Source organism: Brevundimonas sp. FV2ps16 (genome assembly GCF_058681075.1).
Genome location: NZ_CM178728.1, coordinates 3,306,118 through 3,327,220 on the forward strand (window position 1 = coordinate 3,306,118; position 21,103 = coordinate 3,327,220).

The following is a 21,103-nucleotide window of genomic DNA, read 5'->3' on the forward strand; positions in this document are numbered from 1 at the left end:
ACTGGGCTGCACCGCTGAATGAGGCGTTAACTAAGCCTGCCTTTTGGACCGACCAGTGATTTAACTCCGGTTAAGCTCTGCCCACGATCCTGTCGCAAATAGGAGAATCGGCATGTCCTTCGCGACCCGCCCAGGCTTGGTTCAGCAGACGATCACGAATGCCCTGGTTTCCGACGGGGCCTACCTGTTCGACACGCCGCTCGACCCCGCCGCAGCTAGCGATCTGCTCAACCGGATCAAGGCGGTCCGCAGGTTCGATCACAGCCTATTCCTCGACCAAGCCGCCTTCGATCACACCCCGCAGTACAAGGGTGTGAATCCGCGGCCCGGCCGCAATCTCCTGGATAGGTTCGAGCCGCAACTGGCCTTTGTCGAACACGATCCGCAGGTGGTCGCGGCGCTGACCGAAATCCTAGGCGGGGACTACTATGTCATGGACCGCAAGGTGGTGTGCGGCGTGCCCGTCCGATCAATCCCGGATTGGCTGAAGGCTCGTATTGACGGCCAGCCGGTCAATAATCTGGGCCCCTATGTGAAGCCCGAATATCGCGACGTCACCTATTTTTACGGGATCGACTTCCATCAGGATATCATCGACTTCAAGGATCGGGACGCCGATTTCCTGACCCTCTATGTCTACCTCCATCCGGTGGGTCGAATGGATGCACCGCTGTTCCTGCTGGAAGGCAGCCATAGTCTTGGTGCGACCATATTTCCGCATTCGCTCGAGCGCGCGAACACCGATACCTGGCGTTACCGGGGCCCCAACGATCAGGCGATCACCGTGCGCCAAAAGGTCTTGACCGGCGGAACGGGTTTCGCTGCCCTGTGGCACCCCTTTACCCTCCACGGCACACAACCTGATGCTGCGGATCATGAGCGCATCTCGCTGCGCTATCTGATCGGCCGGCGATCCGCCGGGGCGACTGGCTTGGACGCGGTCAACGCCACCATCCGCGGCCCCTTGCGGCTGCAGACAACCCGCGTGGACCTTGCGGCGAACGGCGCAGCTCAGATCAGGTCAAACGTGGTCCGCCAGGTCGATATCTGATCCGTTGAGGTGAGTGGTCCCCCATCGCGCTGCCAGGTTAGCTTCGCGAAGTCTAAAACGCCCTACCCTGCGCCATTAACGGAAAAGCCATCGCCCATGATGCTTGTCCGACGCCGACGCTGAGCGCTGCGCATCTTCAGAGTCCTCGTGACCAGATAGTCTAATCGCCCGCCGCTCCCTAGCAAGATTACCCGTTGCGCCGTCGCCGCACAGGGGTCGCTCGCAAGGCCGCCCGCCTGGTCCCGGAGGAATTGGCCGAGGCGGGGAAAGATCACGTTAACCCCGTTTTGCAACTATGTTCCGATCGAGGAGATAGTTGGTGAACCGGCTCAAAGATTCCGCATCACGACCGCGCCCGATCCTCGAAGGGCTTAAAGGGGATTCGGCTCTATCGGACTCCCTCGCCCGCCTCATAAAGGCGCAGGAAAAAGACAGCCGCGGCGGCGCCAAGCTTTCGGCCAAGGCGCAGGCGAGTCGGCGAAAGACCCTGATCCGGTTGAAGACCGGTCTGGAGGCGCTGGCTCGGCAGGACTATGTCACCGCCTCGACGCGTCTTCAGCAGGCGCTCGAGTTGGACGACAGCAATGCCTTGGCCTGGCGGATGCTGGCCGTGGCTTTCGACAAACAGGGCGAGTTCGCCAAGGCGTTCACCGCCTATGAAGCCGCCGCTCGGCTGGCCCCCGATGATCTCTCCGTGGTGCGCGAAGTGGGTCAGCTGGCCTATCGCCTCGGCAAGCTGGAGATCGCCGAGAGGCTGTTCCGACGCTTTCTGGCGGGCGAGCCAGGCAATGAAGAGGTCGCCGACGGCCTGGCCTGCGTCTTTCGCGACCAGAACCGATATGATGAGGCGTTCGCGCTGCTGCGCGACAGCATCAACGGCAATCCCGAACGCCCGGTTCTATGGAACACCCTCGGCACGGTGTTGAGCGAGAGCGGCGATATTGCCGGAGCGATGGTCTATTATGACGAGGCGCTTCGACTGGATCCAGGCTTCCACAAGGCCCGCCATAACCGGGCCTACTGCCTCACCGTTCTCGGCGAATCCGAAAGGGCGCTTCAGGACATGGACCTTGCCTCGCAAGGCCTGACCGACCCCCGCGAAATTGCCTCCATCCGCTTGGCGAAGGCCTTCACCCAGTTGCTGACCGGCGACCTGGTCGGCGGGTTCGACAGCTATGAGGCTCGGTTCGATGCGGCCTCGGAAGGCGCCTTTGTCTTCACCGAATTCGGCAGGCGGTGGGCGCTTGACGACGACCTGCGCGGCAAGAGCCTGCTGATTTACGGCGAACAGGGCCTGGGTGATGAAGTCCTTTTCGCCAATATCATAAGCGACACCCTGGACGCCCTCGGCCCAGATGGCCGGCTGATCATCGCTGTCGAACGAAGACTGGTGACCCTGTTCCAGCGCAGCTTTCCGCGGGCAGACGTGCGGCCGCACAAGACCGTCCGTCAGTTCAACACCCTGTTTCGGACGGTCGATCTGGGCGATCAGCCCGCGCCGATCGACTTCTGGACTCCCATGGCCAGTCTCTTCCGGCGTTTCCGGACCAGCCTCGCCGCCTTCCCCCGCGATCCGGGGTTCCTGGCCCCCGATCCGCAACGCGTGGCGCACTGGCGTCAGGTGCTCGAAGACAGCGGACCCGGCCCCTATGTCGGCGTGCTGTGGAAGAGCATGAAGATGGGCGGGTCGCGCCAGCGCCACTATTCGCCGTTCACACTGTGGAGCCCCGTTCTCGAAACGCCAGGCGTTCGGTTCATCAACCTTCAATATGCCAATGCCGAGGAAGACCTGGCGGCGGCCAGGGCGCGCGGGTTCGACATCTGGACGCCGCCCGGCATCGATTTGAAGATGGATCTCGACGACCTGGCGGCGCTCTGCTGCGCGCTGGACGCCGTCATGGGGCCATCCACGGCGACGACCAATATCGCAGCGGCGGTGGGCGCGCGGGTGTTTGTCAGCGCCGGTCCGGGTTCGTGGACGGGGTTCGGTTCGGATCAAGCGCCCTGCTATCCTTCCGCCCGCGTCTTCCACGCCACACAGTTCGATCAGTGGGAGCAGGTGATGCAGCAGATGGCCGAGGCCCTGAGCGAGGAGCTTCTGTCGGATCGCACGAGCGGATCGCGGCCTGATGCGGCCTGAAATCCTTCGGGCGCCGGCAGCGCAGGGCCGCTGAACATGGAGCCCCAAGGCTTCATCCCCTACGGTCGCCAGTGGATCGACGCGGACGATGAGCGCGCCGTGCTGGCCGCGCTCCGATCCGACTTTCTGACCCAGGGCCCGGCGACGCCCCAGTTCGAGGCCGAGCTTGCCGCCTACGTCGGCGCCCGGTTCGCAGTCGCGGTGAGCAACGCCACTGCAGGCCTTCATCTGACGATGGCGGCGCTGGATCTCGGTCCCGGCGAGGGGATCACCAGCCCGATCACCTTCGTGGCGACAGCCAACGCCATGGCCTATGTGGGATTAACCCCGGTGTTCGCCGATATCGACGCGGAGACCCTGAACCTGTCGCCTGCGGCCACGCGCGCCGCAATGACGGATCGAACTCGCGTCATTGCGCCAGTCCATTTCGCCGGCCGCCCGGCCGACATGGCCGCCTTCCGCGAAATCGCCAACGAGACCGGGGTCCGTATCGTCGAGGACGCCGCCCATGCGATCGGCTCAGAACACGGCGACGGCAAGGTCGGCGACTGCCGCCACTCGGACGCGACCGTCTTCTCGTTTCATCCCGTCAAGACGATGACGACGGGAGAAGGCGGCGCAGTGACGACCAATGATCCGGAGCTTTACGAACGCCTTCTCCTCCTCCGCTCCCACGGCATAACCCGCGACCCTGCCCGCCTCTCAGAGCAGCCCGGAACCTGGTGGTATGAGCAGCAACGGCTGGGATTCAACTATCGTCTGAGCGAAACCCAGGCGGCGCTCGGCTCGAGCCAGTTAAGCAAGCTGGATCGCTTCATCGACCGCCGGCTGGCGATCATTGACCAGTATCAGGCCGCGTTCGCGGAGTTGGACTGGCTTCGGTTGCCGCAGCCCCGAGGCGCGGACCGCATCGGCTATCACCTGTTCATCGTCCAGATCGACTTCGAGCGCATAGGCCGGTCCCGCGCCGAGGTGATGGCCGCCCTCGCCGCCTTGGGGGTCGGCTCGCAGGTGCACTACATCCCCGTTCCGCGACAGCCCTGGTATCGCCGGACCTATGGCGAGCCTGACCCCTTCCCCGCCGCCGATCGCTACTACGAAAGGGCGCTCAGCCTGCCGCTTTTCCCCGCCATGACCGATGAGGAGGTGGAGCGCGTGATTTCTGCGGTGAAGGGCCTGGCGTCGGGAGGTATGACGTGAAGGCCCTGGCCGTCATTCCCGCGCGCGGAGGCTCCAATCGGCTGCCTGGCAAGAACATCCGCGACTTCGCCGGCAAACCGATGCTGGCCTGGTCGGTCGAGGCGGCGCTGGAAAGCGGCCTGTTCGACACGGTGATGGTGTCGACCGACAGCGAGGAGATCGCCGAGGCGGCCCGCGCCGCCGGAGCCAGCGTCCCCTTCCTGCGCAGCGCCGAGACCGCCGACGATCATGCGATCATCCTCGACGTGATGGCCGAGGTGGTCGAGCGCTACGAGGCGAACGGCCAGTGGTTCGATCGCCTGTGCTGCATTTCGGCGACGGCGCCGCTCTTGCGCTCGTCGACGTTGAAGCGCGCCGCCGATCTGATGGACACTGGGGATTTCGATACGGTCTTTCCCGTTGTCGCCTTCTACTATCCGATCCAGCGCGCCCTACGCCGTGACTTGCACGGCCGGACGGCGATGCGCCAGCCGGAACACTACGCCAGTCGATCGCAGGACTTGGAGCCCGCCTATCATGACGCGGCTCAGTTCTACTGGATGACCCGCGAAGTCTGCGTGACAAAACAGCCGACATTCGCCGGCCGGGCCGGCAGCTTCGTCATCGATGCGATGGAGGCACAGGACATCGACACCCTGACGGACTGGCGACTGGCCGAACTGAAGATGCAGTTGGCCAGGTCAGGTCAGTAGGCGGCCTGGGCGTTGAAGTTGCGCGTCTCCTCGACCGTCAGGAAGTGGGGATTGGTCGCAGAATCGTACTGGAAGCCCGGCGTGACCCGCTCGCCGACTTCCCCCCCCAAGGCGTTGCGGTCGAAATCCGCATTTGAGCTGTGGAAGCGGATCGTGGGCGTGATCACATAGTGGTCCGGGAAGGCGTAGGTCATTGGACCGCCCCGGATTTCCCAAAGGCTATTTGGTTAAAGTATGCGGAGATGGGGACGTCGTCTACGGCTGCGTAGAACCGTTGTTCTGCCTCGGCGGGCGGCATGTTGCCAATGGGTTCGAGCAGCGCCGATTGTTGAACCAATCGACCCATTCGAGGGTGGCGTACTCGACGGCTTCGAAGGTGCGCCATGGCCCGCGTCGATGGACGACCTCTGCCTTGTAGAGGCCTCGGATCGAGCCCGAGGATGACGGAGTATTTGGAACGTCAGCGCCCCTTTTCGGCCAGCAGGGTCCTGATCAGTTCCGTCTGCTCTTCTTGGCGCGCGGTCAGGTGTTCGACCTTGTCCAGCAGGGCCATGATCTCGATCTCGGCCTTCAGGTTGACCTGGTAGTCGTTGCCGGCGTCCAGCCGGTCCTTCGTCGCCTGGCGGTTCTGGCTCATCATGATGATCGGGGCCTGGGCGGCGGCCACCATGGAGAGCATCAGGTTCAGGAAGATGAAGGGATAGGGGTCGAAGGCCTCCCGGCCCAGGATCAGGTTCAGAATCGTCCAGAGCGCCAGGGCCGCCCCGAAGGCGATCAGGAAGGTCCAGGACCCGCCGAAGGTCGCCACACGGTCGGCCAGCCGGTCGCCGAAGCTCTGGCGGTCAGCGAAGGTCTCGTTGATGTCGCGCGACACCGGCCGGCGCGCGGCGGCGCTGTCGACCACCTGCCGTTCGACGGCGTCCAGCTCGGCATGGCCGCGGCCCAGCCAGCGGCGAGACAGATGATCGGGGTCGAGGGGGTTGTGCATGGCCGGCTCCGGAAACTGCGGCCCTAGATCAAGCCTTGGCGGCGCCCGCGCGCAAGCCCCGTTCGGCCAGGGCGACCAGGGCCACCCCGCCCATGGTGATGGCCGAGCCGGTCAGGATCTGGGGCGTCAGCACATCCCCCATCAGGCCCCAGCCTATCAGCATCGACACCACCGGCGTCACCAGCAGATAGGGCGTGACCCGCCCCGCCTCACGCCTTTGCACCAGCCAGAACAGCAGGGTCGTCGCCAGCACCGACGAGGTGATCCCGGCCCAAAGCAGCGAGGCCCAGACCATGGGGGTGGCGGCCTTCACCGCCTCCCATTGACCGTGTTCGAACACCGCCGAGCCGAAGGCCATGACCGGAAAGGCGCCCAGGGCCAGCAGTCCCTGCATCTTCAGCGGCGGAATCGAGGTGGTGCGACGCGCGACCACCGTGGTCACGCCCCAGGCGGCGCCGGCGGCGATGGCGACCAGGATGGCCTTCCAGTCCTGCAGCGCATGGGCGTCCAGCGTCATCCAGGCCACGCCGACGAAGGCCACCCCCATGCCGATCAGGGCCGCCTTGCTCAGCCGCTCGCCTAGAATCAGGAAGGCGAACAGGGTGGTGAAGGGAATCCACAACTGGTTGGCCACGGTCACAGGGCTGACGTCGGTGGCCATCCAATAGGCGGTGTAGGCCAGACCATATTGGATCGGCCCGCCGAGGATGACGATCAGCGTCAGGCTTTTCCAGTCCGGAAAGGGGGGACGGACGAAGACGATCAGGCAGGCGGTGGCGATCCCGAACCGGATCGCCCCGACCAACAACGGCGACAGTTGCTCGGTCGCCAGCTTGGCGCCCGCATTGTTCACACCCCACACCACGATGATCGCCAGGATGGCGGCGATCTCAAGCCCGGTCAGGGCGTGAGGCTTGGCGGGCGGCGCGGCAGGAGGGACGACGGTCATGCCCGCCTATCGCACGCCGTGAGCCGCTTCGCCCGTCAAATGGCGTGTCGGCTCATTGCATTGACATGTACATGCCTCAAGCGCAGCATGTACATATGGCCGAAGTCACCTTGACCGCCCTGCGCAAGGACCTGTTCCGACTGGTCGACAGCGTGCTGGAAACCGGCGAGCCGCTGGTGATCCGGCGCGGCGGTCGGCGGCTGACCCTGATCGCCGAGACGCCCGCCAAGCCGACGACGCCCGAGGAACGCTGGGGCGCCTATATGGCCCAAGGCATGCGCGAGGGCGCAGACGACTGCCCCGACGATATCGACACCAACAAGAGCCATTGGACCTGGGATCCGGACACCAAGTTCGACTTCGACGACAAGTGATCCACCTCGATACCCAAGTCGCCCTCTGGCTCTACTATCGGCTGGACCGGCAGATCAGCCGCTCGGCGCAGGCGCAGCTGGCGCGGGCTCGTGACTTGCGTCTGTCGCCCTTGGTGCTGGTGGAGATCGAAATCCTGATCGAGATCGGTCGGGTCAAGCTTAAGACGGCCGATCTTCTGCTGCAGGATCTTGAGCACCGGCTGGAGTTGTCGCTATCGGACGCTTCGACCGCCGCCGTCGCTGAGGCGGCCTGCCGCTTCGCCTGGACGCGCGATCCGTTCGACCGGCTGATCGTCGCCAACGCCATGGCCGACGGGGCGAAGCTGGTCACCGCCGACCAGGTGATCGTGCGTCATTTCGACAAGGCGGTCTGGTAGGCCTCAGAACGTCGGCTTGGCGACCATCAGCCAGTAGATGGCCAGGACGCCGGCGAAGGCGGGCCAGCCCAGGGCGAACCACCAGCGGAACAGGCGATGATAGGCGGGCGGCAAGGCCGCCCCCTGCCCTGCCGCCTGCTCGGCCAGCCTCATCATCCGATACTGGATCCAGACGACCGGCAGCCAGCAGACGCCGACGGAGACATAAAGCCCATAGGCCGCCAGCAGCCAGGGACTGGTCAGGGACCAGCCCTGCAGATGGATCAAGCCCAGGCCGCTGATGGGCTGGACCACCACGGCGCTGGCGGTGAAGACGAAATCGGCCAGGACGACGATCCGCCCGACCTCGGCCACCGTCCGGGCGTCCCGCGTCGCATGGGCCCGGAGCATGAAGAAGGCGATGCCCGCCCCCGTGCCGAACAGGACGGCGCCGGACAGGATGTGGATGATCTTCAGCGCGAAATAGAGGCTCATCGGCGGGTGTCCGTTGCGGCGACGAACAGGCACAGGGCCATCATCGGCAGAACCTTCAGCCACGGTCCCAAGGGGTCGGTCCAGTAGTGCGGCAGGCTGAGGGTGCCGGCGATCAGATAGCCGATGGTGGCCAGACACATGAAAATCGCCACCCGCGCCGTCCAGGGCCGCACGAACAGCGCCAGCCCGAGAACCACGTCCAGCAGGGCGCCCCACCAGGCCACAGGCCCGGCCCAGCCGCCGTAGCCGCCTTCGTGCAGGATGGAGACCGCGCCGCTCCAACCCGGGCCGAAACTGATCAGGCCGGTGATCAGCCAGAACAGGCCTAGGGTCAGGATCGAAATCGGGCGGACGAACCACAGGCGGGCGTGCCAGACGTCCTGGACCGAGGCCGGGGTCTCGGCCAGGAAGCGGGAGAAACCGCGCGACGACACGCCCAGCCGCTGGGCCCAACCGCTGTCGTGGCCGGAGACGTCGTGGTCCATCTGGCGCATGGCCGTGGTGCGGATCGGCGAGGACCAGCCTAGACGCCCTAGCAGGTCGCCGGCCGCCAGGGCCGGAGCGGCCAGGGCGCGCGGTACGCGCACCACGGGCGCCGGCGTCAAGCCCAGCCAACCACGATACAGGCGCACCGTCTGGGCCAGGGTCACCGCCTCCGGTCCCGGCATGTCCAGGGTCAGACCCGACGGGGCGCCGGCCCGCAGGGCTGCGACAATAGCGGCGGCCAGGTCGCCCAGAGGGATCGGACGGAAGGTCTGGTCGCCGCCCACCACCGGTGAAAACAGCGGGAAGGCCGCCAGCGCCCGGATCAGCCCCGTGCCGCCGAAGGCCGCCCGGTCCACCACCAGCGACGGCCGCAGGATCAACCAGTCGAGCGCGCTGTCCGCGACCAGCCGCTCCGTCTGCGCCTTGGTGCGGGCGTAGTCGGTTCCGGCCGCTTCATCGGCGCCGACAGCGGAGATGTGGATCAACCGAGCGACGCCCGCCGCCTCGCACGCCGCGATCAGGGCGCGCGGACCGTCGATATGGGCGGCGCGGGTGCTGTCGCCGCCGCCGTCCTGCAAGACGCCGACACAGTTCACCACGGCCGACACCCCGTCCAGCAGTTGCGCCCAGTCCTGGGCGGTCGTCAGTTTCGAAAAGTCGGCGACGATCCAGTCGAAGCTCGGGGCGCGTCGGGACGGTTCGGCGACGCGCCGCGCGCCCGCCCGCACGCGCCAGCCTTCGGCGGACAGGGCCGCCGCCACATGCGAGCCGATGAAGCCGTTGGCGCCCAACACCAGGACCCGTCCGCTCATCCCAGCACTCTGTCCTTCAGATCGACGCCCGCCGGAGGGCGGGCGCACCAGGTCGAACCGGGAAACCGGCGGCGGCGACGCGCCACGAAATCATACAGCTGGTCGCGAATGAACCGAGGCGCGACCCGACCGATGATCGCCCAGCGATACGGCGCGGGCAGTTGGGCGGCGATGGCGAGGACCGCGTCGGAGCGTTCGCGCGCCACGCCATCCTGGATCAACAGCATTGTAGCGGGGTCGTCGAGACTGACGCGGTAATGCGTCAACAAGGTCCGCCCCAGGCCCGACTGCGTCGGCGCCAGCCGGAATACGCCGGCTCGGTCGGACGTCAGGATCTTGCGCGCCGAGCCTGAGCAGAGCGCGCAATCGCCGTCGAACAGGATTAGGGGACGGTCGTCCGGGAAGGCCGGGACGGCGGGATCCTCACGATAGCTGTAAGGCCCCCGCCCCATGGTTGGTTCGGATCGACCTTAGAACGGAATGTCGTCGTTCAGGTCGTAGCTTTCCTTGGGACCGCTCGGCTTGTTGGCGCCGCCGGTGGAGAAGCCCGAGGAATAGTCGTCGTCGCCGCGACCGCCGCTGCCGCCGCCGCCGTAACCGCCGCCTTGCGAGGCGCCGCCTTCAGCGCGGCTGCCCAGCATGGTCAGTTCACCCTTGAAGCGGCTGACCACGATCTCGGTCGAATATTTCTCGACACCCTGCTGGTCGGTCCATTTGCGGGTCTGGAGCGCGCCCTCGATATAGACGGTCGAGCCCTTCTTCACATAGTTCTCGACCACCTTGACGATGTTGTCGTTAAAGATGACGACCCGGTGCCACTCGGTCTTTTCCTTGCGCTCGCCCGAGGACTTGTCGCGCCAGGTTTCCGAAGTGGCGATCGACAGGTTGGCGATACGGTCGCCGTTCGGCATGGACCGGATTTCGGGATCGCGGCCCAGATTGCCGACCAGAATGACCTTGTTGACGCTGCCCGCCATGGAAACTTCCTTCTCGTAGGGAGCGGCGAGTCCCTCGCCTGCTCCGTAATTCAGCCGGATGTCTTAGAGCCGCCGCCGGTCACCGCCAGCCGCATTCGACATCTGACCCGCCAAACCGGTGGATGGATTAACCGTTTGTTCCACCTTTGTTCGATTTCCGCAAGCCCTTGGCCAGGGCCTGCGCCCTACTTGGTCTCGGCCGGCGGCGCCGCGATGGCGATCGGGCGCCCGGTGTCGTCGCGCTGGATGGCGCCCGGGATGGCCAGACGGCCGTCGCCGGTGCGGGCCATGGCGAAGAAACGGCTGCCCGTCAGGCTCTTGCCGAACTTCACGCCTTCGCGGTCCACAAAGATGAAGCGGCCCTGATAGGCGCCGGCGACCTCCTGGTTCGAGCCGCCCATGCGCAGGAAGCGCAGGCGCATTTCTTCCAGCTGTCCGGCGCAGAGTTCGATCTGGGCGACGTTCTCGCCCATCTTCTGCAAGCGCGGCGGCTCGCCCTCCGGCGTGGCGACGAAATAGCAGACGCCGGGTTCGAACTCGAACTTCGGCTCGCTGGAGCAGGCGCCCAGAGTGGCGACAGCGGCGGCGGCAAGGGCGGAAAGGGCAAGCACGCGCATCAGTTCAGACCCGGGAATTGGCAGTTGCGGTCCTGCTCCGCCAGGGTGCGGAAACGGCTGTTGTCGCCCGACTGTTCCACCCGACGCGGCACCAGACGCAGCGTCGTGTCGCCCCAGCGGCCGTACTGGGCGTCGCCCGGACGGACGCAGGTTCCGGCGTAAAGGGCCTGGACGCAGGCGTTCAGGCTCATGCCGCTGGACAGGACGCGCCATTCAGAACCGGCATGGCGCAGACACTGGGAGCCGGCGGACTGCGCTGGGGCCGGGGTGCTGGGCGCGGCGGCGCCCGGAGCGGGGCTCGGCATGGGATCGGCCTCAGCCATCTCGACCGGGGGCAGTTCCGGCGGCGGGGCGAAGGCGGCGGTCGGGGCGGCGGCCAGGGCCCCGGTCTCGTCGATGCCGACATCCAGGGCGTCGGTGGCCAGGCCGTTGCGCTGGGCGCAGTCGGCCAGCGTCGCCATGCCGACGAACTGGCCGTCGACGAAACAGCGCAGCTCGCGAGTCGGCTCCAGCGAGGGGGCGTCTGCCAAATCGACCGTCAGCCCGCCCTTGGCGGCAGGCGGGGCTTCAGGCGTCTTGTCGCCGCCGCCGGTGAAGATCAGGGCCAGCACCACGGCGGCGATGATCACCAGACCGGCGCCGATGGCGATGATGACGCGGTTGTCGTTCGGAAGGGCCATGGGGGGCTTTCGCAACTGAGGCGTCCAATAACCCGGAACCGGCGCCGGGCGTCAACCGCCTAGCCGTCGCTTAGGGCGATGAGGCTCAGATCAGGCCGTCAGGCGGTTGAGCGCGGCCTGGAAGTTGGCCAGTTGCGTCTGCTGATAGGCGGTCGACGACTTGTTGCCGGTCTGGGTGTTGGTGATGGCGGCGGTCGACGGCGCCAGCGACTTGTAGGCCGACCTGACCGAGGTCAGGGCGTTGGCCAGGGCTTCGTTCGCCGCCTTGATTGAATCGGCGTTGCTGAGGTTCAGCGCATTGGTCAGATTGAGCCCATAGGCCTTCTTTTCCTTGTCGCCCGTGTTCCCAATATAGCCGGGCGACAGGCCCAGGGCGGCCAAAGCGTCTTTGCCGACCGCGCCCGAGGAGACCGTGGCGCCCTGTTTGCCATCGGCGGCTACGATCTGGATTCGCTCGGTCGGCGGCGAGACCTTCTTGTCTGTGACCACCGTAGCGGTGAGCTGCCGGTTCGAGGCGCTGGTGATCTTCTTGGCCAGGCTCGCCATGGTTTCGTTCGCGGCGATGGTCACGGTTATGGCCCGTGTGCCGTTGCCGGGGGTTATGGTGAACTGATCGCCCGCGCGGGCGGAGGTGGCGACGGTCAGCAGCTTGGAATCCGACTGCATGATCTCGCCCTGCGGCAGGCCCAGCTTGTCCAGAACGCTGGCGCCGCCGGACACGACCGTCAGGCTGCCCGTCACCGCCTGGTCGCCCTGGGCGCGCCAGGTCTGGCTGTATTCGACGGCGCCGGTCAGAGGGTCCAACCGCGCCAGATAGGCCTGGGTCGGATCGGTCTTGGCCGCTCCGGCGGGCCGGTCGGCGACGCCGGTGATCCAGACCTTGCCGTCCTTGACCTGGACGTCGGACGCCGTGTCCACGCCGGCGCCGCCATAATAGGTCAGCCGCTCGTTGGCGGAGGGTTGGAGGTCGGGATCCAGAACCGCCACGAACACGTCCGTGCCGCCTGCATGGGAATTCGTGGCGCCGCCGACGTCTAGAGCGGCGTTGTCGGTCTGACCCGTCAGGATGACGCGACCGTTATCGACCGTGATCCCGGCGATCCCGCCCTGAGCCGCGCCGAGGTCGCGGGTCGACGACAGGGTCGGCGCGCCCGAGGCGTCCAGTGTGAACTGACGGACCATGATCCGACCGTTCTCCACCCCGGCGGTATAGAGGTTCGAGCCGGAGGTCGTCATGGCCTGGACATTGTCGTCGCCGGCCGAGCCGAACTGGGTCGCGCCCACCATAAGACCGCTGAGCGGCGAGGTCGGGGTCAGCCTATGCTCGCCGAAAGCCTGGAGGTAGCCATCCCATCCGCCCAGCGCGCCCTCGGAGCCCGGCATCATGGAGCGCGACCGACCGGCGACATAGACCGTGCCGTCGGCGCCGAAACTGACCTCGGTCGCCTCATCGGCCGCCTTGGCGCCGCGCCGCTGGGTCCAGACCTCCTTGCCTGAAGAGTCGAAAACGGTGACGAAACTGTCCGCCACATTGGCGTCGTCGCCGCTCTTGCCGGCGTCCAGGGCGCCGGTCACCGAGCCGGCGACCGCGATCCGGCCGTCGTCGGCGATGGCGAGAGAGAATCCGTTGGCGCTGGACGCCGCCCCCAGCAGCTTGGTCTGGGTCAGGTTCCCGGCGGAATCGAACTTCATCAGGGCGACGTCGCGCTGCCCCTTGATCGGCTGGTTGTCCTCGCCTTCGGTCAGGTCGGCGAGCACCCAGACCGAGCCGTCCGCAGCCACGGCGCTGTCCCGCACGGCGGCGACGCCGTCCGGCAAGGCGACCTGACCGGTCCTTCCCTCGACCCAGAAGGTCTCGCCCAAGCCTTGCGTCGCCGTCGGCGCGCTTCCGCCGTCGGCTTGGAACTTCAGGAGCTCCGCACCGGCGCCGGTGGTCTGGGTGACATAGACGGCGTCAGACGTGTCGGCTGCGGAGAACGAGACGGTTTCGCCCGCCCCGCCCCACACCTTCAACGCCCACTGATCCGGGCCCGCAGGCAAGGTGACGGTCTTGTCTCCCGCCTTGACCGTCTTGGCGGCGCCTGGAATTTGCTCGCGCCCGATGCGCGTCTCCACCCCGGCCGCGTCCAGCTGTTCGTTCATGAAGGCGGTGACATTGTCGAATGTGCGGGGGGTCGAGCCCATGTCCGCCAGGTCGATGTCGATGGTCTTTTGCGCGCTCCCTGAGATCGAGACGCCGATGGAGAAGCGCACGTCCCCTTCGAACGCATCGACCGTCTCGGTGAGCGCCCCCTCATGCACCGGCGCGGTGACGAAGGTGCTGGACGTCTTCTCTATCGCTGCGGTCGTCTTGACGGTGTTCTGGGCGACGCCGTCGACCATCCGTAACCCTTCGAACTTCGCCGTAGACAGATAGGCTGAAAGCTCGGCCAGCCCTGAGGCGAACCGCTTGTTGAGCAGGGCGGACTCCGACGCGCTGACGCCGCGGGTGCCGGCCCGATCCGCCAAGGCGGAAAGCGCGTTGAGGGCCTGATAGGTCGCGAAAAGCTTGCGATAGTCGGCGGAGGCTGAGGTCAGGTCGACGTCCACCGCCGCCTCGTTGACGATCCGACGGCCCGCCAGGGCCGAGCGCACCATTTCGCTGGCGGTCGGGACGTTCTCCGTCGCCGTCCACGGCGCCGTGGGCTGGGTGCGTTTGGTCGGAGTCGTAGACGTGTTTGACGTGGAAGACGTCGTGGAAGACGTCACCCCGTACAGTCCCAACAGATAGCTGTTGTTGATCATCGATCGGCTCCGCTATCCAGATTGCGCCGAGGGCCGATAACGAACTCTTAAGTCGGACCTAGTTCTGGAACAGCGACAGGATGACCTGCGGCGCCTGGTTGGCGATAGACAGGGCCTGGACGCCCAGTTGCTGCTGAACCTGCAGCGCCTGGAGACGGGCGCTTTCCTTGGCCAGGTCGGCGTCGACCAGATTGCCGATACCCGCCTCCAGCGAATCGGACAGCTTGCTGACGAAGGTGGTGTGGCGTTCGATCTGCTTGGCCTCGGCGCCCAGCTCCGCCAGCCGGGAACTGGCCGTCGCGATGGCCGCGGTGACGGCGGTCAGGGCATCTTCCGCATTGGCCTGAGTGGTGAGATCTTCGCCGGTCAGCGTCAAGCCAGCGACCGTCATGTTCTGACGCGTCATGGAAATGGTTTCGGTCGCGTCGGCGTTGGCCAGAAAATCGAGTGCGGTCGTGGACGACCCGTCCAGAATGTTCGCGCCGTCGAAGGTGGCGTTGTCGGCAAAGGAATCGATCGAGCCCAGCAGCGCCTGGAACTCCTGGTCGTAGGAGGCCCTGGTCGCAGCCGTGGCGCTGGGGTCAGCCGCCGCCGTCGCCTTGGCCTTCAGTTCAAGAAGCAGATTGGAAATCTGCTCGCCCGCCGCCAGCGACACGTCGGCGATCGAGGTCGCGCGGTTCAGGCTGGTCGTCACGGATTCAAGCGAACCCTTGTCCGCCCGCTGTCCCTGAGCGACCGCCCAAACGGCGGCGTTGTCCTTGGCGCCTTGAACCTTCAGGCCGGTGCTGACCCGGCCCTGCGTCGACGCCAACTGGTCGTTGGTGCGGTTCAGGTTCTGCAGGGCGATCATCGCCGAGGTGTTGGTGTGTACGCTAGTGGTCATGGCTTCAAGCCCCGGACTTCTGTTCCCTACAGGATTAACCATGAGTCGTGAGCGTATGGTTAACGGCGAAGAAACCACGATAGCGCCGTCCGGCAAACCGGCGGCGTTGCAGTCTTCGACCTGAAAAGCCTTCGTCTAGACGGAGGTTTTCAGCAGATTTCCGCCCCGGTAGCCCGGGTTGTCGGCGAGAGTCTGAACGACTTCCCGCGGGAGTTTCAGCACGACCTTGCCCGTGATCGGATCGCTGATCGTGTATACAAAGCGACCGTTCTCGGCGGACTCGATGGTCAGGCGATAGTTGGTCGATTCCGCTGCTTCCTCGGCCTGCAGCGAAGGCTGCGACGGCGCGGGGGCAGGGGCAGGGGCAGGGGCAGGAGTGACGTCGGCAGGATCGGGAGGAAAGAAGTTTACCGAGGACACGCTCGCGACATTGTCAGCCATGGCTCCTCGCGCGGAACATCCGCGCCCTTCTGGATTCAAACGGGAGTGAAGGGCCGGGGCGGCGTAAGCCGCCCCGGCCTATCATCTTAACGGAACAGGCTCAGCAGGATCTGGCTGGACGAGTTCGCGATCGACAGCGCCTGCACGCCGAGCTGTTGCTTGGTCTGCAGGGCGGTCAACTTGGCGCTTTCCTTGGCCAGATCGGCGTCGACTAGGTTGCCGATACCGGCTTCCAGGGCGTCTTCCATCTTGCTGGCGAAGGTGACCTGACGGTCCAGCGACTTCGACTGCGAACCCAGGGTCGCCATGTCGGCCGTGAAGGCCTCGATTGCGGTCTGGACTTGAGCAGCGGTGGCGCCGGCCGGGGTGCCGTCGGCGGGCGAGGCCATGCCGACCGTGAACGTCGACGCCGACGTATCGGTGATCACGGAAGCCGAAGCGGTCCACAGATTTTCGCCGTCGAACTCAGCGCCGGCGAGAGCGCTGTCGATTTCGGTCTGCAGGGCGTCGTAGTCGGCTTGCAGAGCGGTGGTCGTGGCGGAGGAACCGCCGGCTTCGATGGCGACGGCCAGCGACTTCATTTCCGTCAGGGCCGCGACGACGGTCTCGCCGGCCGCCAGGGCGACGTCGACGATGGACTGACCACGTTGCAGCGATTGCTTGACGGCCCCTTGGGCGGCCATTTCAGCGCGCTGGTTGGTGGCGATGGCGAAGATGGCGCCGTTGTCCTTGGCGGACGAAACGGCCTGACCGGTGCTGACGCGGTTTTGCGTCGTGGCCAGGGCCTTGTTGGTGGCGTTCAGGGTCTGCAGGGCGACGTTGGCGCCCATATTCGTGTTAACGCTGTTAGCCATTTTGGCTGTCCTTTTCACTTCGTGATGTCCGGCGTCGTTTTGACAACCGGGAGCTTTTTGCCCGATTGGACTGAAGCAATTGCCGGGCCAGGAACCGTTAACCCGACATCTATCAAGTCATTGTTTTTTCTACGTTATACTGTTGTTTAGATTAATCTGTCCCGGCAGATTTCGCCTAGCGGGGCAGATTTTGCCGACTGGGTAGGAAAAATCTGCCGGGCAAAAGCTGCCAACCAAGCAAGAAGGCGGCCGGACCAAGGTCCGACCGCCTTTTTGACGTTTGATATTGAGGCGAAGGCCGGAGAGGCGAGGCGCCCTGGCTTTTAGGATCGGAACAGGCTGGTCAGGATCTGGCTGGAAGTGTTCGCGATCGACAGCGCTTGAACGCCCAGTTGCTGCTTGGTCTGCAAGGCGGTCAGGCGAGCGCTTTCCTTGGCCAGATCGGCGTCGACCAGGTTGCCGATGCCGGCTTCGACAGCGTCTTGCAGCTTGCTGGTGAAGGTCACCTGGCGATCCAGAGACTTGGACTGGGTGCCCAGGGTCGCCAGATCGGCCGTGAAGGCGTCGATCGCGGTCTGGACAGCCGCTGCGGTCGCAGCCGTGGGGGTGCCGTCGCTGGCGGCGGCGATGCCGATGGAGAAGGTGCCGCCGGAGGTGTCGGTGATGACGCCGGTCACGGCGCCGTCGGTCCACAGGTTGACGCCGTCGAAGTCAGCGCCGGCCAGGGCCTTGTCGATTTCGTCCTGCAGGGCGTCGTAGTCGTTTTGGAGCGCGGTGGTCGTCGCGGAGCTGCCTCCGGCCTCGATGGCGACGGCGAGCGCCTTCATTTCAGTCAGGGCTGCGACGACGGTGTCGCCGGCGGCGAGCGCGACGTCGACGATCGACTGGCCGCGTTGTTGCGATTGCATCACGGAGTTGAGCGCGCCCATCTCGGCGCGCTGGTTCGTCGCGATGGCGAAGATCGCCCCATTATCCTTGGCGCTGGAAACCTTCATTCCCGTGGAGACACGGTTCTGCGTCACGTCCAACATCTTGTTGGACGCGTTAAGGTTTTGCAGCGCGACCATGGCGCCGACGTTCACGTTGATGCTGTTGTTAGCCATTTTGGCTGTCCTCTTCACTTCGTGTGATGTCCAGCGCCATTTTAGCGCCAGGAGCATTTTGCTCGCCCTCTAGAGAGCAAGGGCGGGGCCATACGGAAATGGGGGAAACGGCATAGCCCCGCACTGATTTTACGGGCTTTTTTCGGACGACCCGGGCCGCACCTCGGCAAGTTTCGACGCACGGCGGCACAAGTTGCCGAGTCGTTTTTGCCGCTTTGGTCAGGGCGGAGGCCTGTCCCCTCCCCCGGCTTGAGAATCCAACATCGCCCGCTCCGCCAGCAGGACGTCCAGCGCCAGCCTGCGCGCGCCGTCGCAGGCGACGATCTGGGCGCCGCGCAGCACATAGGCGGCGTCCAGATCCGCGGTTGTCGGTTCAGCCGGAAGCGCCGCCAGGGCGCACGGTCGGGTCGCCGCCTCCGGCAGGCTCAGCCGCGCCGGCGCAACCGCCGAGATCCGGGGCGAGCCGGCACAGCTCGCGGTCATGGCCGCGCAGATAATCGGCGCGGCGGCGGTCCAGAGGGGTTTCGGCGTCATCGGCGCTCCTTGCCTGGGCGACGGCGGCGGCGGTCACGCCTGCGGTCGCCGTCTGTTGCTGTTGAAAGTCGTCGAGGCGGCGCAGCAAGGTCTGGGCGCCTTCGGCTTCGAGGCGACGCGCGGCGGCTTGAGCCTTGGCCGCCCCCTCGCCTGCCGTGGCCCGCGCCTGGGCCGCCGCCAACCGTCGCTGCTGCAGGCCCAGCGGGTCCCAGCGAAAGCCGAGCCCGCCCAGAAGCGTCGCCGCGAGGCCGATGGCTGCTCCGGCGACCAGGATCCAGCCGAACGGCGTCAGCGTCTTCAAGATCGACGCGGGCCTCACGGATAGACCCTCCGGTCCAGCTCGAAATGCGGGCCGTCGCGCAGGCTCTTCCAGTCGCCGCCCCAGACGATGGGGGTGTTCAGATCCCGCGCGGCGGATTTGAAAGCTTCGGCGATCCGGCCGTAGAGCGGCCAGTCCCACCGCACCTGGCCGTCCACCAGGGCCGCGACGTCGACGGCGTGTCCGGTCAGATGCCGGGACTTGAGCGTCCGGCTGGCCCCGGCCTTGACCAGGCTGGCCTGCCGCGCCGGCGTCCGCAGGCCCTCGGTGATCATGAAGTCCACCGGACTGCGCGCGAGAGCGGCCTCGACCACGGCGATCAGGGCGGGGTGGACGCCCGTCAAACGGGATCGGGAACGAACGGACAATCGCCCGCTCATGAGCGGCCTCCCGTCAGGCGCAGCCGGGCATTGGCCAACAGGGCGACCAGTTGCTCAGCCGTGGGCGCCACCAGATAGAGGATCAGGATCAGGGCAAGCAGCCCCATCAATCCGTCCGTGATCTTGGGCAGCATCTCGGGCGGCATCCGCGCCACGGTCCGCATCAGCAGCAGCCACAGTCCGGCGCTGACGGCGAAGGCATAGAGCCTGCGCCACAGCCAGCGGCCTTCGGCCAAAGTATCGTTCCGGGCGCGACCCGGCGCCGGGGTTCGGGTTCCGGTCATTCCTCGTCCTCCTTGTCCTGGATTTGCCGATCGCATCGACCGTCGAAGCCGGTCTGGGCGCGGCGGGCTGTGTCGTTCAGAGTCCTGGGGGCGTCCCAGGCTTCGGGGTCGAGCACCTCGATCGGCTCGGGCAGATAGGGTCGCCGGCTCATCCGACGGCCGTGATGCGAACCACGCCTCCGCCGCCTGCGCCGCCCACGCCCGACTGGGTCAGGCCTGCGCCGCCACCGCCGCCGCCGGCCCCGTACGAGGCTCCTGCGCCGCCTGCCGCGCCCGCGCCTGCGGACGAGGCGTCGCCCCCTCCCCCGCCGCCGCCGACCAAGGACAGGCCTGGCGCCGACGAAGCCTGACCAGCCGCCCCTGCCGCGCCCCCGGCCGCTCGTCGCACAGCCCAGCCGCCCGCCCCGCCGGGACCGCCCGCCTGAGCCATATTGCCGGCGCTCAGACCGCCGCCGGCGCCGCCGCCGCCGGAGCCCTCAGGGCAGACTGTTTCTCCGCCGCCGGACGCAGCCGCCGTGATCCGACTATCGCCCCCCGGATTGCCGACGCGCTGCCCCAGGCCGCCCGCGCCGCCTGGCCCCGCTGCGGCGGTTCCGTCGGCGCCGCGAGCGCCGCCTCCGGCGCGCAGCAGCACGACGCCCTCCAGGCTTATTGTCGTCTGGCCGCCTGAGCCGCCGGTCGCGGCAGAGCCTCCGCCGCCGACGGCGACAGCCAGGGTCTCGCCCAGATCGGCGACCGCCCAGATGGCTTGGCTCAGACCGCCCGCACCGCCGCCGCCGCCGAAGCGCGCGGTTCCGGCCGGTCCGGCCGTGCCTGCCCCGCCCGCGCCGCCGCCGCCGACACAGACGGCCTCGATCCATCGGGCCCAGGCGGGCGGCGTATAGACGCCGTCGGCGTCGAAGATCGTCGTCTCGCGTCGGGTCGCGCCTCGGTCGAAGGCGACCCGACCGGTGGCCCGGTCCACGCCGAAGGCGCGGCGCCAGGTCGATCCGTCCGGGCTGACCTTCAGGCTGAGGTCGTCGTCCCCGACCAGGCCCAGTTCGGCCCGGCCGCCGTAGCCGCTCTGGAACAGCAGCGACAGGACGTCGCCCACCGCCGTCTTGTTCAAGGTCAGACGCAGATCTCCGTCGCCGCCTTCGGCCTCGCCACGGGCGGTGAACAGGGCGGTGTTGGTCTTGATCGCCAGCGGATTGGCGGCGTCGGCCGTCGTCCCGACCCCTAGGCGCGACAGGCCCTGAACCTCGTCCAGCCGCCGGCCCAGCGGCGCCCAGCCGCCTTCCTCACGCACCACCAGGACGGCGGCGTCCAGCACCAGGGCGATCAGTCCGACCGGCGCGGACACCCGGCTCCAGCCGCCCGCCTCGAACCGCATCAGGGCGCCCACGGGCTGGCCGCCCCAGGCCGCCCCCTCGGCCCCTTCCGGCAGGATGTAGAGGTCGCCGTCGAACGGCGCCGTCGGCTGGACGGCCGTGGTCCCGCTGACCACCGCCGTCTGCAACAGGGCGTCCAGCCGCGTCAGCGCCGCGTTCAGGGTCACATGTTTCTGCATCTGCCCCGCCGCCAGATAGGGCAGGCTCAGACGCGCAGTGAAATCGTCGCTCATCAGGATCTCCGTTCTTGTCGGAGATCAGTCTGCGGGCGCCGCCAACTCAGGCGCGCTGGAGGGTCGATTTTTTATTCAAGTCATTGATCGCACGGATGTTC

26 protein-coding genes and 1 pseudogene are annotated in these 21,103 nt (G+C 66.7%); 6 read left to right on the forward strand and 21 right to left on the reverse strand.

The annotated features are described in order from the left end of the window. Positions 1–112: 112 nt before the first annotated feature. The 4 genes from ACW170_RS16055 to pseF all read left to right on the forward strand — a co-directional run bounded on the left by ACW170_RS16055 (position 113) and on the right by pseF (position 5,083). On the forward strand, positions 113–1,051 hold the full coding sequence (locus ACW170_RS16055; RefSeq protein WP_492087621.1) for a phytanoyl-CoA dioxygenase family protein: 939 nt from the start codon (positions 113–115) through the stop codon (positions 1,049–1,051). 319 nt (positions 1,052–1,370) lie between these two features. Continuing rightward, positions 1,371–3,191, forward strand: a complete 1,821-nt coding sequence (locus ACW170_RS16060) for a tetratricopeptide repeat protein (RefSeq protein WP_492087623.1) — start codon at positions 1,371–1,373, stop codon at positions 3,189–3,191. 36 nt (positions 3,192–3,227) lie between these two features. Continuing rightward, positions 3,228–4,391: a UDP-4-amino-4,6-dideoxy-N-acetyl-beta-L-altrosamine transaminase gene (gene pseC / locus ACW170_RS16065; RefSeq protein ID WP_492087624.1), complete on the forward strand. Its 1,164-nt coding sequence runs from the start codon at positions 3,228–3,230 to the stop codon at positions 4,389–4,391. Next, positions 4,388–5,083 (forward strand): pseudaminic acid cytidylyltransferase, encoded by a 696-nt coding sequence (gene pseF, locus ACW170_RS16070; protein WP_492087625.1) that lies wholly within the window; start codon positions 4,388–4,390, stop codon positions 5,081–5,083. The genes pseC and pseF overlap by 4 nt, the downstream gene beginning before the upstream one ends. Here pseF and ACW170_RS16075 read toward each other — a convergent pair. From ACW170_RS16075 to ACW170_RS16090, 4 genes and pseudogenes are all read right to left on the reverse strand, one after another. Continuing rightward, on the reverse strand, positions 5,077–5,277 hold the full coding sequence (locus tag ACW170_RS16075) for a hypothetical protein (RefSeq protein WP_492087626.1): 201 nt from the start codon (positions 5,275–5,277) through the stop codon (positions 5,077–5,079). The two genes, pseF and ACW170_RS16075, sit on opposite strands and share 7 nt — an antisense overlap. Continuing rightward, positions 5,274–5,515, reverse strand: a pseudogene (locus tag ACW170_RS16080) (IS3 family transposase); the annotation flags it as partial. The pseudogene ACW170_RS16080 and the gene ACW170_RS16075, both read right to left, overlap by 4 nt. Positions 5,516–5,543: 28 nt before the next feature. Next, positions 5,544–6,071, reverse strand: coding sequence for a DUF1003 domain-containing protein (locus tag ACW170_RS16085; protein WP_492087627.1), 528 nt, complete (start codon positions 6,069–6,071; stop codon positions 5,544–5,546). A 28-nt stretch (positions 6,072–6,099) separates the two neighbouring features. Further along, entirely contained in the window at positions 6,100–7,020 is a 921-nt protein-coding gene (locus ACW170_RS16090) for a DMT family transporter (protein WP_492087628.1), read from the reverse strand. 95 nt (positions 7,021–7,115) lie between these two features. On the opposite strand from ACW170_RS16090, the gene ACW170_RS16095 reads away from it, so the two are divergent. Both ACW170_RS16095 and ACW170_RS16100 read left to right on the forward strand, forming a co-directional pair. Then, positions 7,116–7,394: a hypothetical protein gene (locus ACW170_RS16095; protein ID WP_492087629.1), complete on the forward strand. Its 279-nt coding sequence runs from the start codon at positions 7,116–7,118 to the stop codon at positions 7,392–7,394. Beyond that, positions 7,391–7,771, forward strand: coding sequence for a type II toxin-antitoxin system VapC family toxin (locus ACW170_RS16100; protein WP_492087631.1), 381 nt, complete (start codon positions 7,391–7,393; stop codon positions 7,769–7,771). Before ACW170_RS16095 ends, ACW170_RS16100 begins: the two co-directional genes overlap by 4 nt. A gap of 3 nt (positions 7,772–7,774) precedes the next feature. Here ACW170_RS16100 and ACW170_RS16105 read toward each other — a convergent pair whose 3' ends face one another. The 17 genes from ACW170_RS16105 to ACW170_RS16185 all read right to left on the reverse strand — a co-directional run bounded on the left by ACW170_RS16105 (position 7,775) and on the right by ACW170_RS16185 (position 21,002). Then, a complete protein-coding gene (locus tag ACW170_RS16105) occupies positions 7,775–8,245 on the reverse strand; it encodes a DUF2269 family protein (RefSeq protein WP_492087632.1) in 471 nt (156 codons plus the stop codon). Next, positions 8,242–9,543, reverse strand: a complete 1,302-nt coding sequence (locus ACW170_RS16110; protein WP_492087633.1) for an SDR family oxidoreductase — start codon at positions 9,541–9,543, stop codon at positions 8,242–8,244. Before ACW170_RS16110 ends, ACW170_RS16105 begins: the two co-directional genes overlap by 4 nt. After that, entirely contained in the window at positions 9,540–9,995 is a 456-nt protein-coding gene (locus ACW170_RS16115) for a thiol-disulfide oxidoreductase DCC family protein (RefSeq protein WP_492087634.1), read from the reverse strand. The genes ACW170_RS16110 and ACW170_RS16115 overlap by 4 nt, the downstream gene beginning before the upstream one ends. 18 nt (positions 9,996–10,013) lie before the next feature. After that, positions 10,014–10,520 (reverse strand): single-stranded DNA-binding protein, encoded by a 507-nt coding sequence (ssb, locus tag ACW170_RS16120; RefSeq protein ID WP_492087635.1) that lies wholly within the window; start codon positions 10,518–10,520, stop codon positions 10,014–10,016. 185 nt (positions 10,521–10,705) lie between these two features. Further along, positions 10,706–11,137, reverse strand: coding sequence for a PDC sensor domain-containing protein (locus tag ACW170_RS16125; RefSeq protein WP_492087636.1), 432 nt, complete (start codon positions 11,135–11,137; stop codon positions 10,706–10,708). Continuing rightward, positions 11,137–11,817: a hypothetical protein gene (locus ACW170_RS16130; protein WP_492087638.1), complete on the reverse strand. Its 681-nt coding sequence runs from the start codon at positions 11,815–11,817 to the stop codon at positions 11,137–11,139. The genes ACW170_RS16125 and ACW170_RS16130 overlap by 1 nt, the downstream gene beginning before the upstream one ends. Positions 11,818–11,907: 90 nt before the next feature. Next, positions 11,908–14,601: an NHL repeat-containing protein gene (locus tag ACW170_RS16135; protein ID WP_492087639.1), complete on the reverse strand. Its 2,694-nt coding sequence runs from the start codon at positions 14,599–14,601 to the stop codon at positions 11,908–11,910. 58 nt (positions 14,602–14,659) lie between these two features. Further along, the gene (locus ACW170_RS16140; RefSeq protein WP_492087640.1) at positions 14,660–15,484 is read right to left on the reverse strand and encodes a flagellin; all 825 of its coding nucleotides are present in this window, start codon (positions 15,482–15,484) and stop codon (positions 14,660–14,662) included. A gap of 135 nt (positions 15,485–15,619) precedes the next feature. Further along, entirely contained in the window at positions 15,620–15,925 is a 306-nt protein-coding gene (locus ACW170_RS16145; protein WP_492087641.1) for a hypothetical protein, read from the reverse strand. Between the two features lie 86 nt (positions 15,926–16,011). Continuing rightward, entirely contained in the window at positions 16,012–16,779 is a 768-nt protein-coding gene (locus tag ACW170_RS16150) for a flagellin (protein WP_492087642.1), read from the reverse strand. Between the two features lie 323 nt (positions 16,780–17,102). Further along, complete coding sequence (locus ACW170_RS16155; RefSeq protein ID WP_492087643.1) at positions 17,103–17,882, reverse strand: flagellin; 780 nt, start codon at positions 17,880–17,882, stop codon at positions 17,103–17,105. Between the two features lie 219 nt (positions 17,883–18,101). Further along, complete coding sequence (locus ACW170_RS16160; RefSeq protein ID WP_492089215.1) at positions 18,102–18,365, reverse strand: hypothetical protein; 264 nt, start codon at positions 18,363–18,365, stop codon at positions 18,102–18,104. Next, a complete protein-coding gene (locus tag ACW170_RS16165) occupies positions 18,256–18,717 on the reverse strand; it encodes a hypothetical protein (RefSeq protein WP_492087644.1) in 462 nt (153 codons plus the stop codon). The genes ACW170_RS16160 and ACW170_RS16165 overlap by 110 nt, the downstream gene beginning before the upstream one ends. Positions 18,718–18,731: 14 nt before the next feature. Next, positions 18,732–19,103: a M15 family metallopeptidase gene (locus tag ACW170_RS16170; RefSeq protein ID WP_492087645.1), complete on the reverse strand. Its 372-nt coding sequence runs from the start codon at positions 19,101–19,103 to the stop codon at positions 18,732–18,734. 8 nt (positions 19,104–19,111) lie between these two features. Beyond that, entirely contained in the window at positions 19,112–19,399 is a 288-nt protein-coding gene (locus ACW170_RS16175) for a hypothetical protein (RefSeq protein ID WP_492087646.1), read from the reverse strand. Beyond that, the gene (locus ACW170_RS16180) at positions 19,396–19,551 is read right to left on the reverse strand and encodes a hypothetical protein (protein ID WP_492087647.1); all 156 of its coding nucleotides are present in this window, start codon (positions 19,549–19,551) and stop codon (positions 19,396–19,398) included. Before ACW170_RS16180 ends, ACW170_RS16175 begins: the two co-directional genes overlap by 4 nt. Beyond that, complete coding sequence (locus ACW170_RS16185) at positions 19,548–21,002, reverse strand: DUF2793 domain-containing protein (RefSeq protein WP_492087649.1); 1,455 nt, start codon at positions 21,000–21,002, stop codon at positions 19,548–19,550. The genes ACW170_RS16180 and ACW170_RS16185 overlap by 4 nt, the downstream gene beginning before the upstream one ends. Positions 21,003–21,103 lie beyond the last annotated feature (101 nt).

Bases quoted from the DNA above. Each gene is read 5' to 3' on its own strand.
- ACW170_RS16140 (WP_492087640.1), bottom strand. From the start codon at position 15,484: ATGACCACTAGCGTACACACCAACACCTCGGCGATGATCGCCCTGCAG.
- ACW170_RS16135 (WP_492087639.1), bottom strand. From the start codon at position 14,601: ATGATCAACAACAGCTATCTGTTGGGACTGTACGGGGTGACGTCTTCC.
- ACW170_RS16145 (WP_492087641.1), bottom strand. From the start codon at position 15,925: ATGGCTGACAATGTCGCGAGCGTGTCCTCGGTAAACTTCTTTCCTCCC.
- ACW170_RS16055 (WP_492087621.1), top strand. From the start codon at position 113: ATGTCCTTCGCGACCCGCCCAGGCTTGGTTCAGCAGACGATCACGAAT.
- ACW170_RS16075 (WP_492087626.1), bottom strand. From the start codon at position 5,277: ATGACCTACGCCTTCCCGGACCACTATGTGATCACGCCCACGATCCGC.
- ACW170_RS16130 (WP_492087638.1), bottom strand. From the start codon at position 11,817: ATGGCCCTTCCGAACGACAACCGCGTCATCATCGCCATCGGCGCCGGT.
- ACW170_RS16085 (WP_492087627.1), bottom strand. From the start codon at position 6,071: ATGCACAACCCCCTCGACCCCGATCATCTGTCTCGCCGCTGGCTGGGC.
- ACW170_RS16155 (WP_492087643.1), bottom strand. From the start codon at position 17,882: ATGGCTAACAACAGCATCAACGTGAACGTCGGCGCCATGGTCGCGCTG.
- ACW170_RS16115 (WP_492087634.1), bottom strand. From the start codon at position 9,995: ATGGGGCGGGGGCCTTACAGCTATCGTGAGGATCCCGCCGTCCCGGCC.
- ACW170_RS16185 (WP_492087649.1), bottom strand. From the start codon at position 21,002: ATGAGCGACGATTTCACTGCGCGTCTGAGCCTGCCCTATCTGGCGGCG.
- ACW170_RS16105 (WP_492087632.1), bottom strand. From the start codon at position 8,245: ATGAGCCTCTATTTCGCGCTGAAGATCATCCACATCCTGTCCGGCGCC.
- ACW170_RS16110 (WP_492087633.1), bottom strand. From the start codon at position 9,543: ATGAGCGGACGGGTCCTGGTGTTGGGCGCCAACGGCTTCATCGGCTCG.
- ACW170_RS16090 (WP_492087628.1), bottom strand. From the start codon at position 7,020: ATGACCGTCGTCCCTCCTGCCGCGCCGCCCGCCAAGCCTCACGCCCTG.
- ACW170_RS16180 (WP_492087647.1), bottom strand. From the start codon at position 19,551: ATGAGCCGGCGACCCTATCTGCCCGAGCCGATCGAGGTGCTCGACCCC.
- pseC (WP_492087624.1), top strand. From the start codon at position 3,228: ATGGAGCCCCAAGGCTTCATCCCCTACGGTCGCCAGTGGATCGACGCG.
- ACW170_RS16160 (WP_492089215.1), bottom strand. From the start codon at position 18,365: ATGACCGCGAGCTGTGCCGGCTCGCCCCGGATCTCGGCGGTTGCGCCG.
- ACW170_RS16175 (WP_492087646.1), bottom strand. From the start codon at position 19,399: ATGACCGGAACCCGAACCCCGGCGCCGGGTCGCGCCCGGAACGATACT.
- ssb (WP_492087635.1), bottom strand. From the start codon at position 10,520: ATGGCGGGCAGCGTCAACAAGGTCATTCTGGTCGGCAATCTGGGCCGC.
- ACW170_RS16125 (WP_492087636.1), bottom strand. From the start codon at position 11,137: ATGCGCGTGCTTGCCCTTTCCGCCCTTGCCGCCGCCGCTGTCGCCACT.
- ACW170_RS16150 (WP_492087642.1), bottom strand. From the start codon at position 16,779: ATGGCTAACAGCGTTAACACGAATATGGGCGCCAACGTCGCCCTGCAG.
- ACW170_RS16095 (WP_492087629.1), top strand. From the start codon at position 7,116: ATGGCCGAAGTCACCTTGACCGCCCTGCGCAAGGACCTGTTCCGACTG.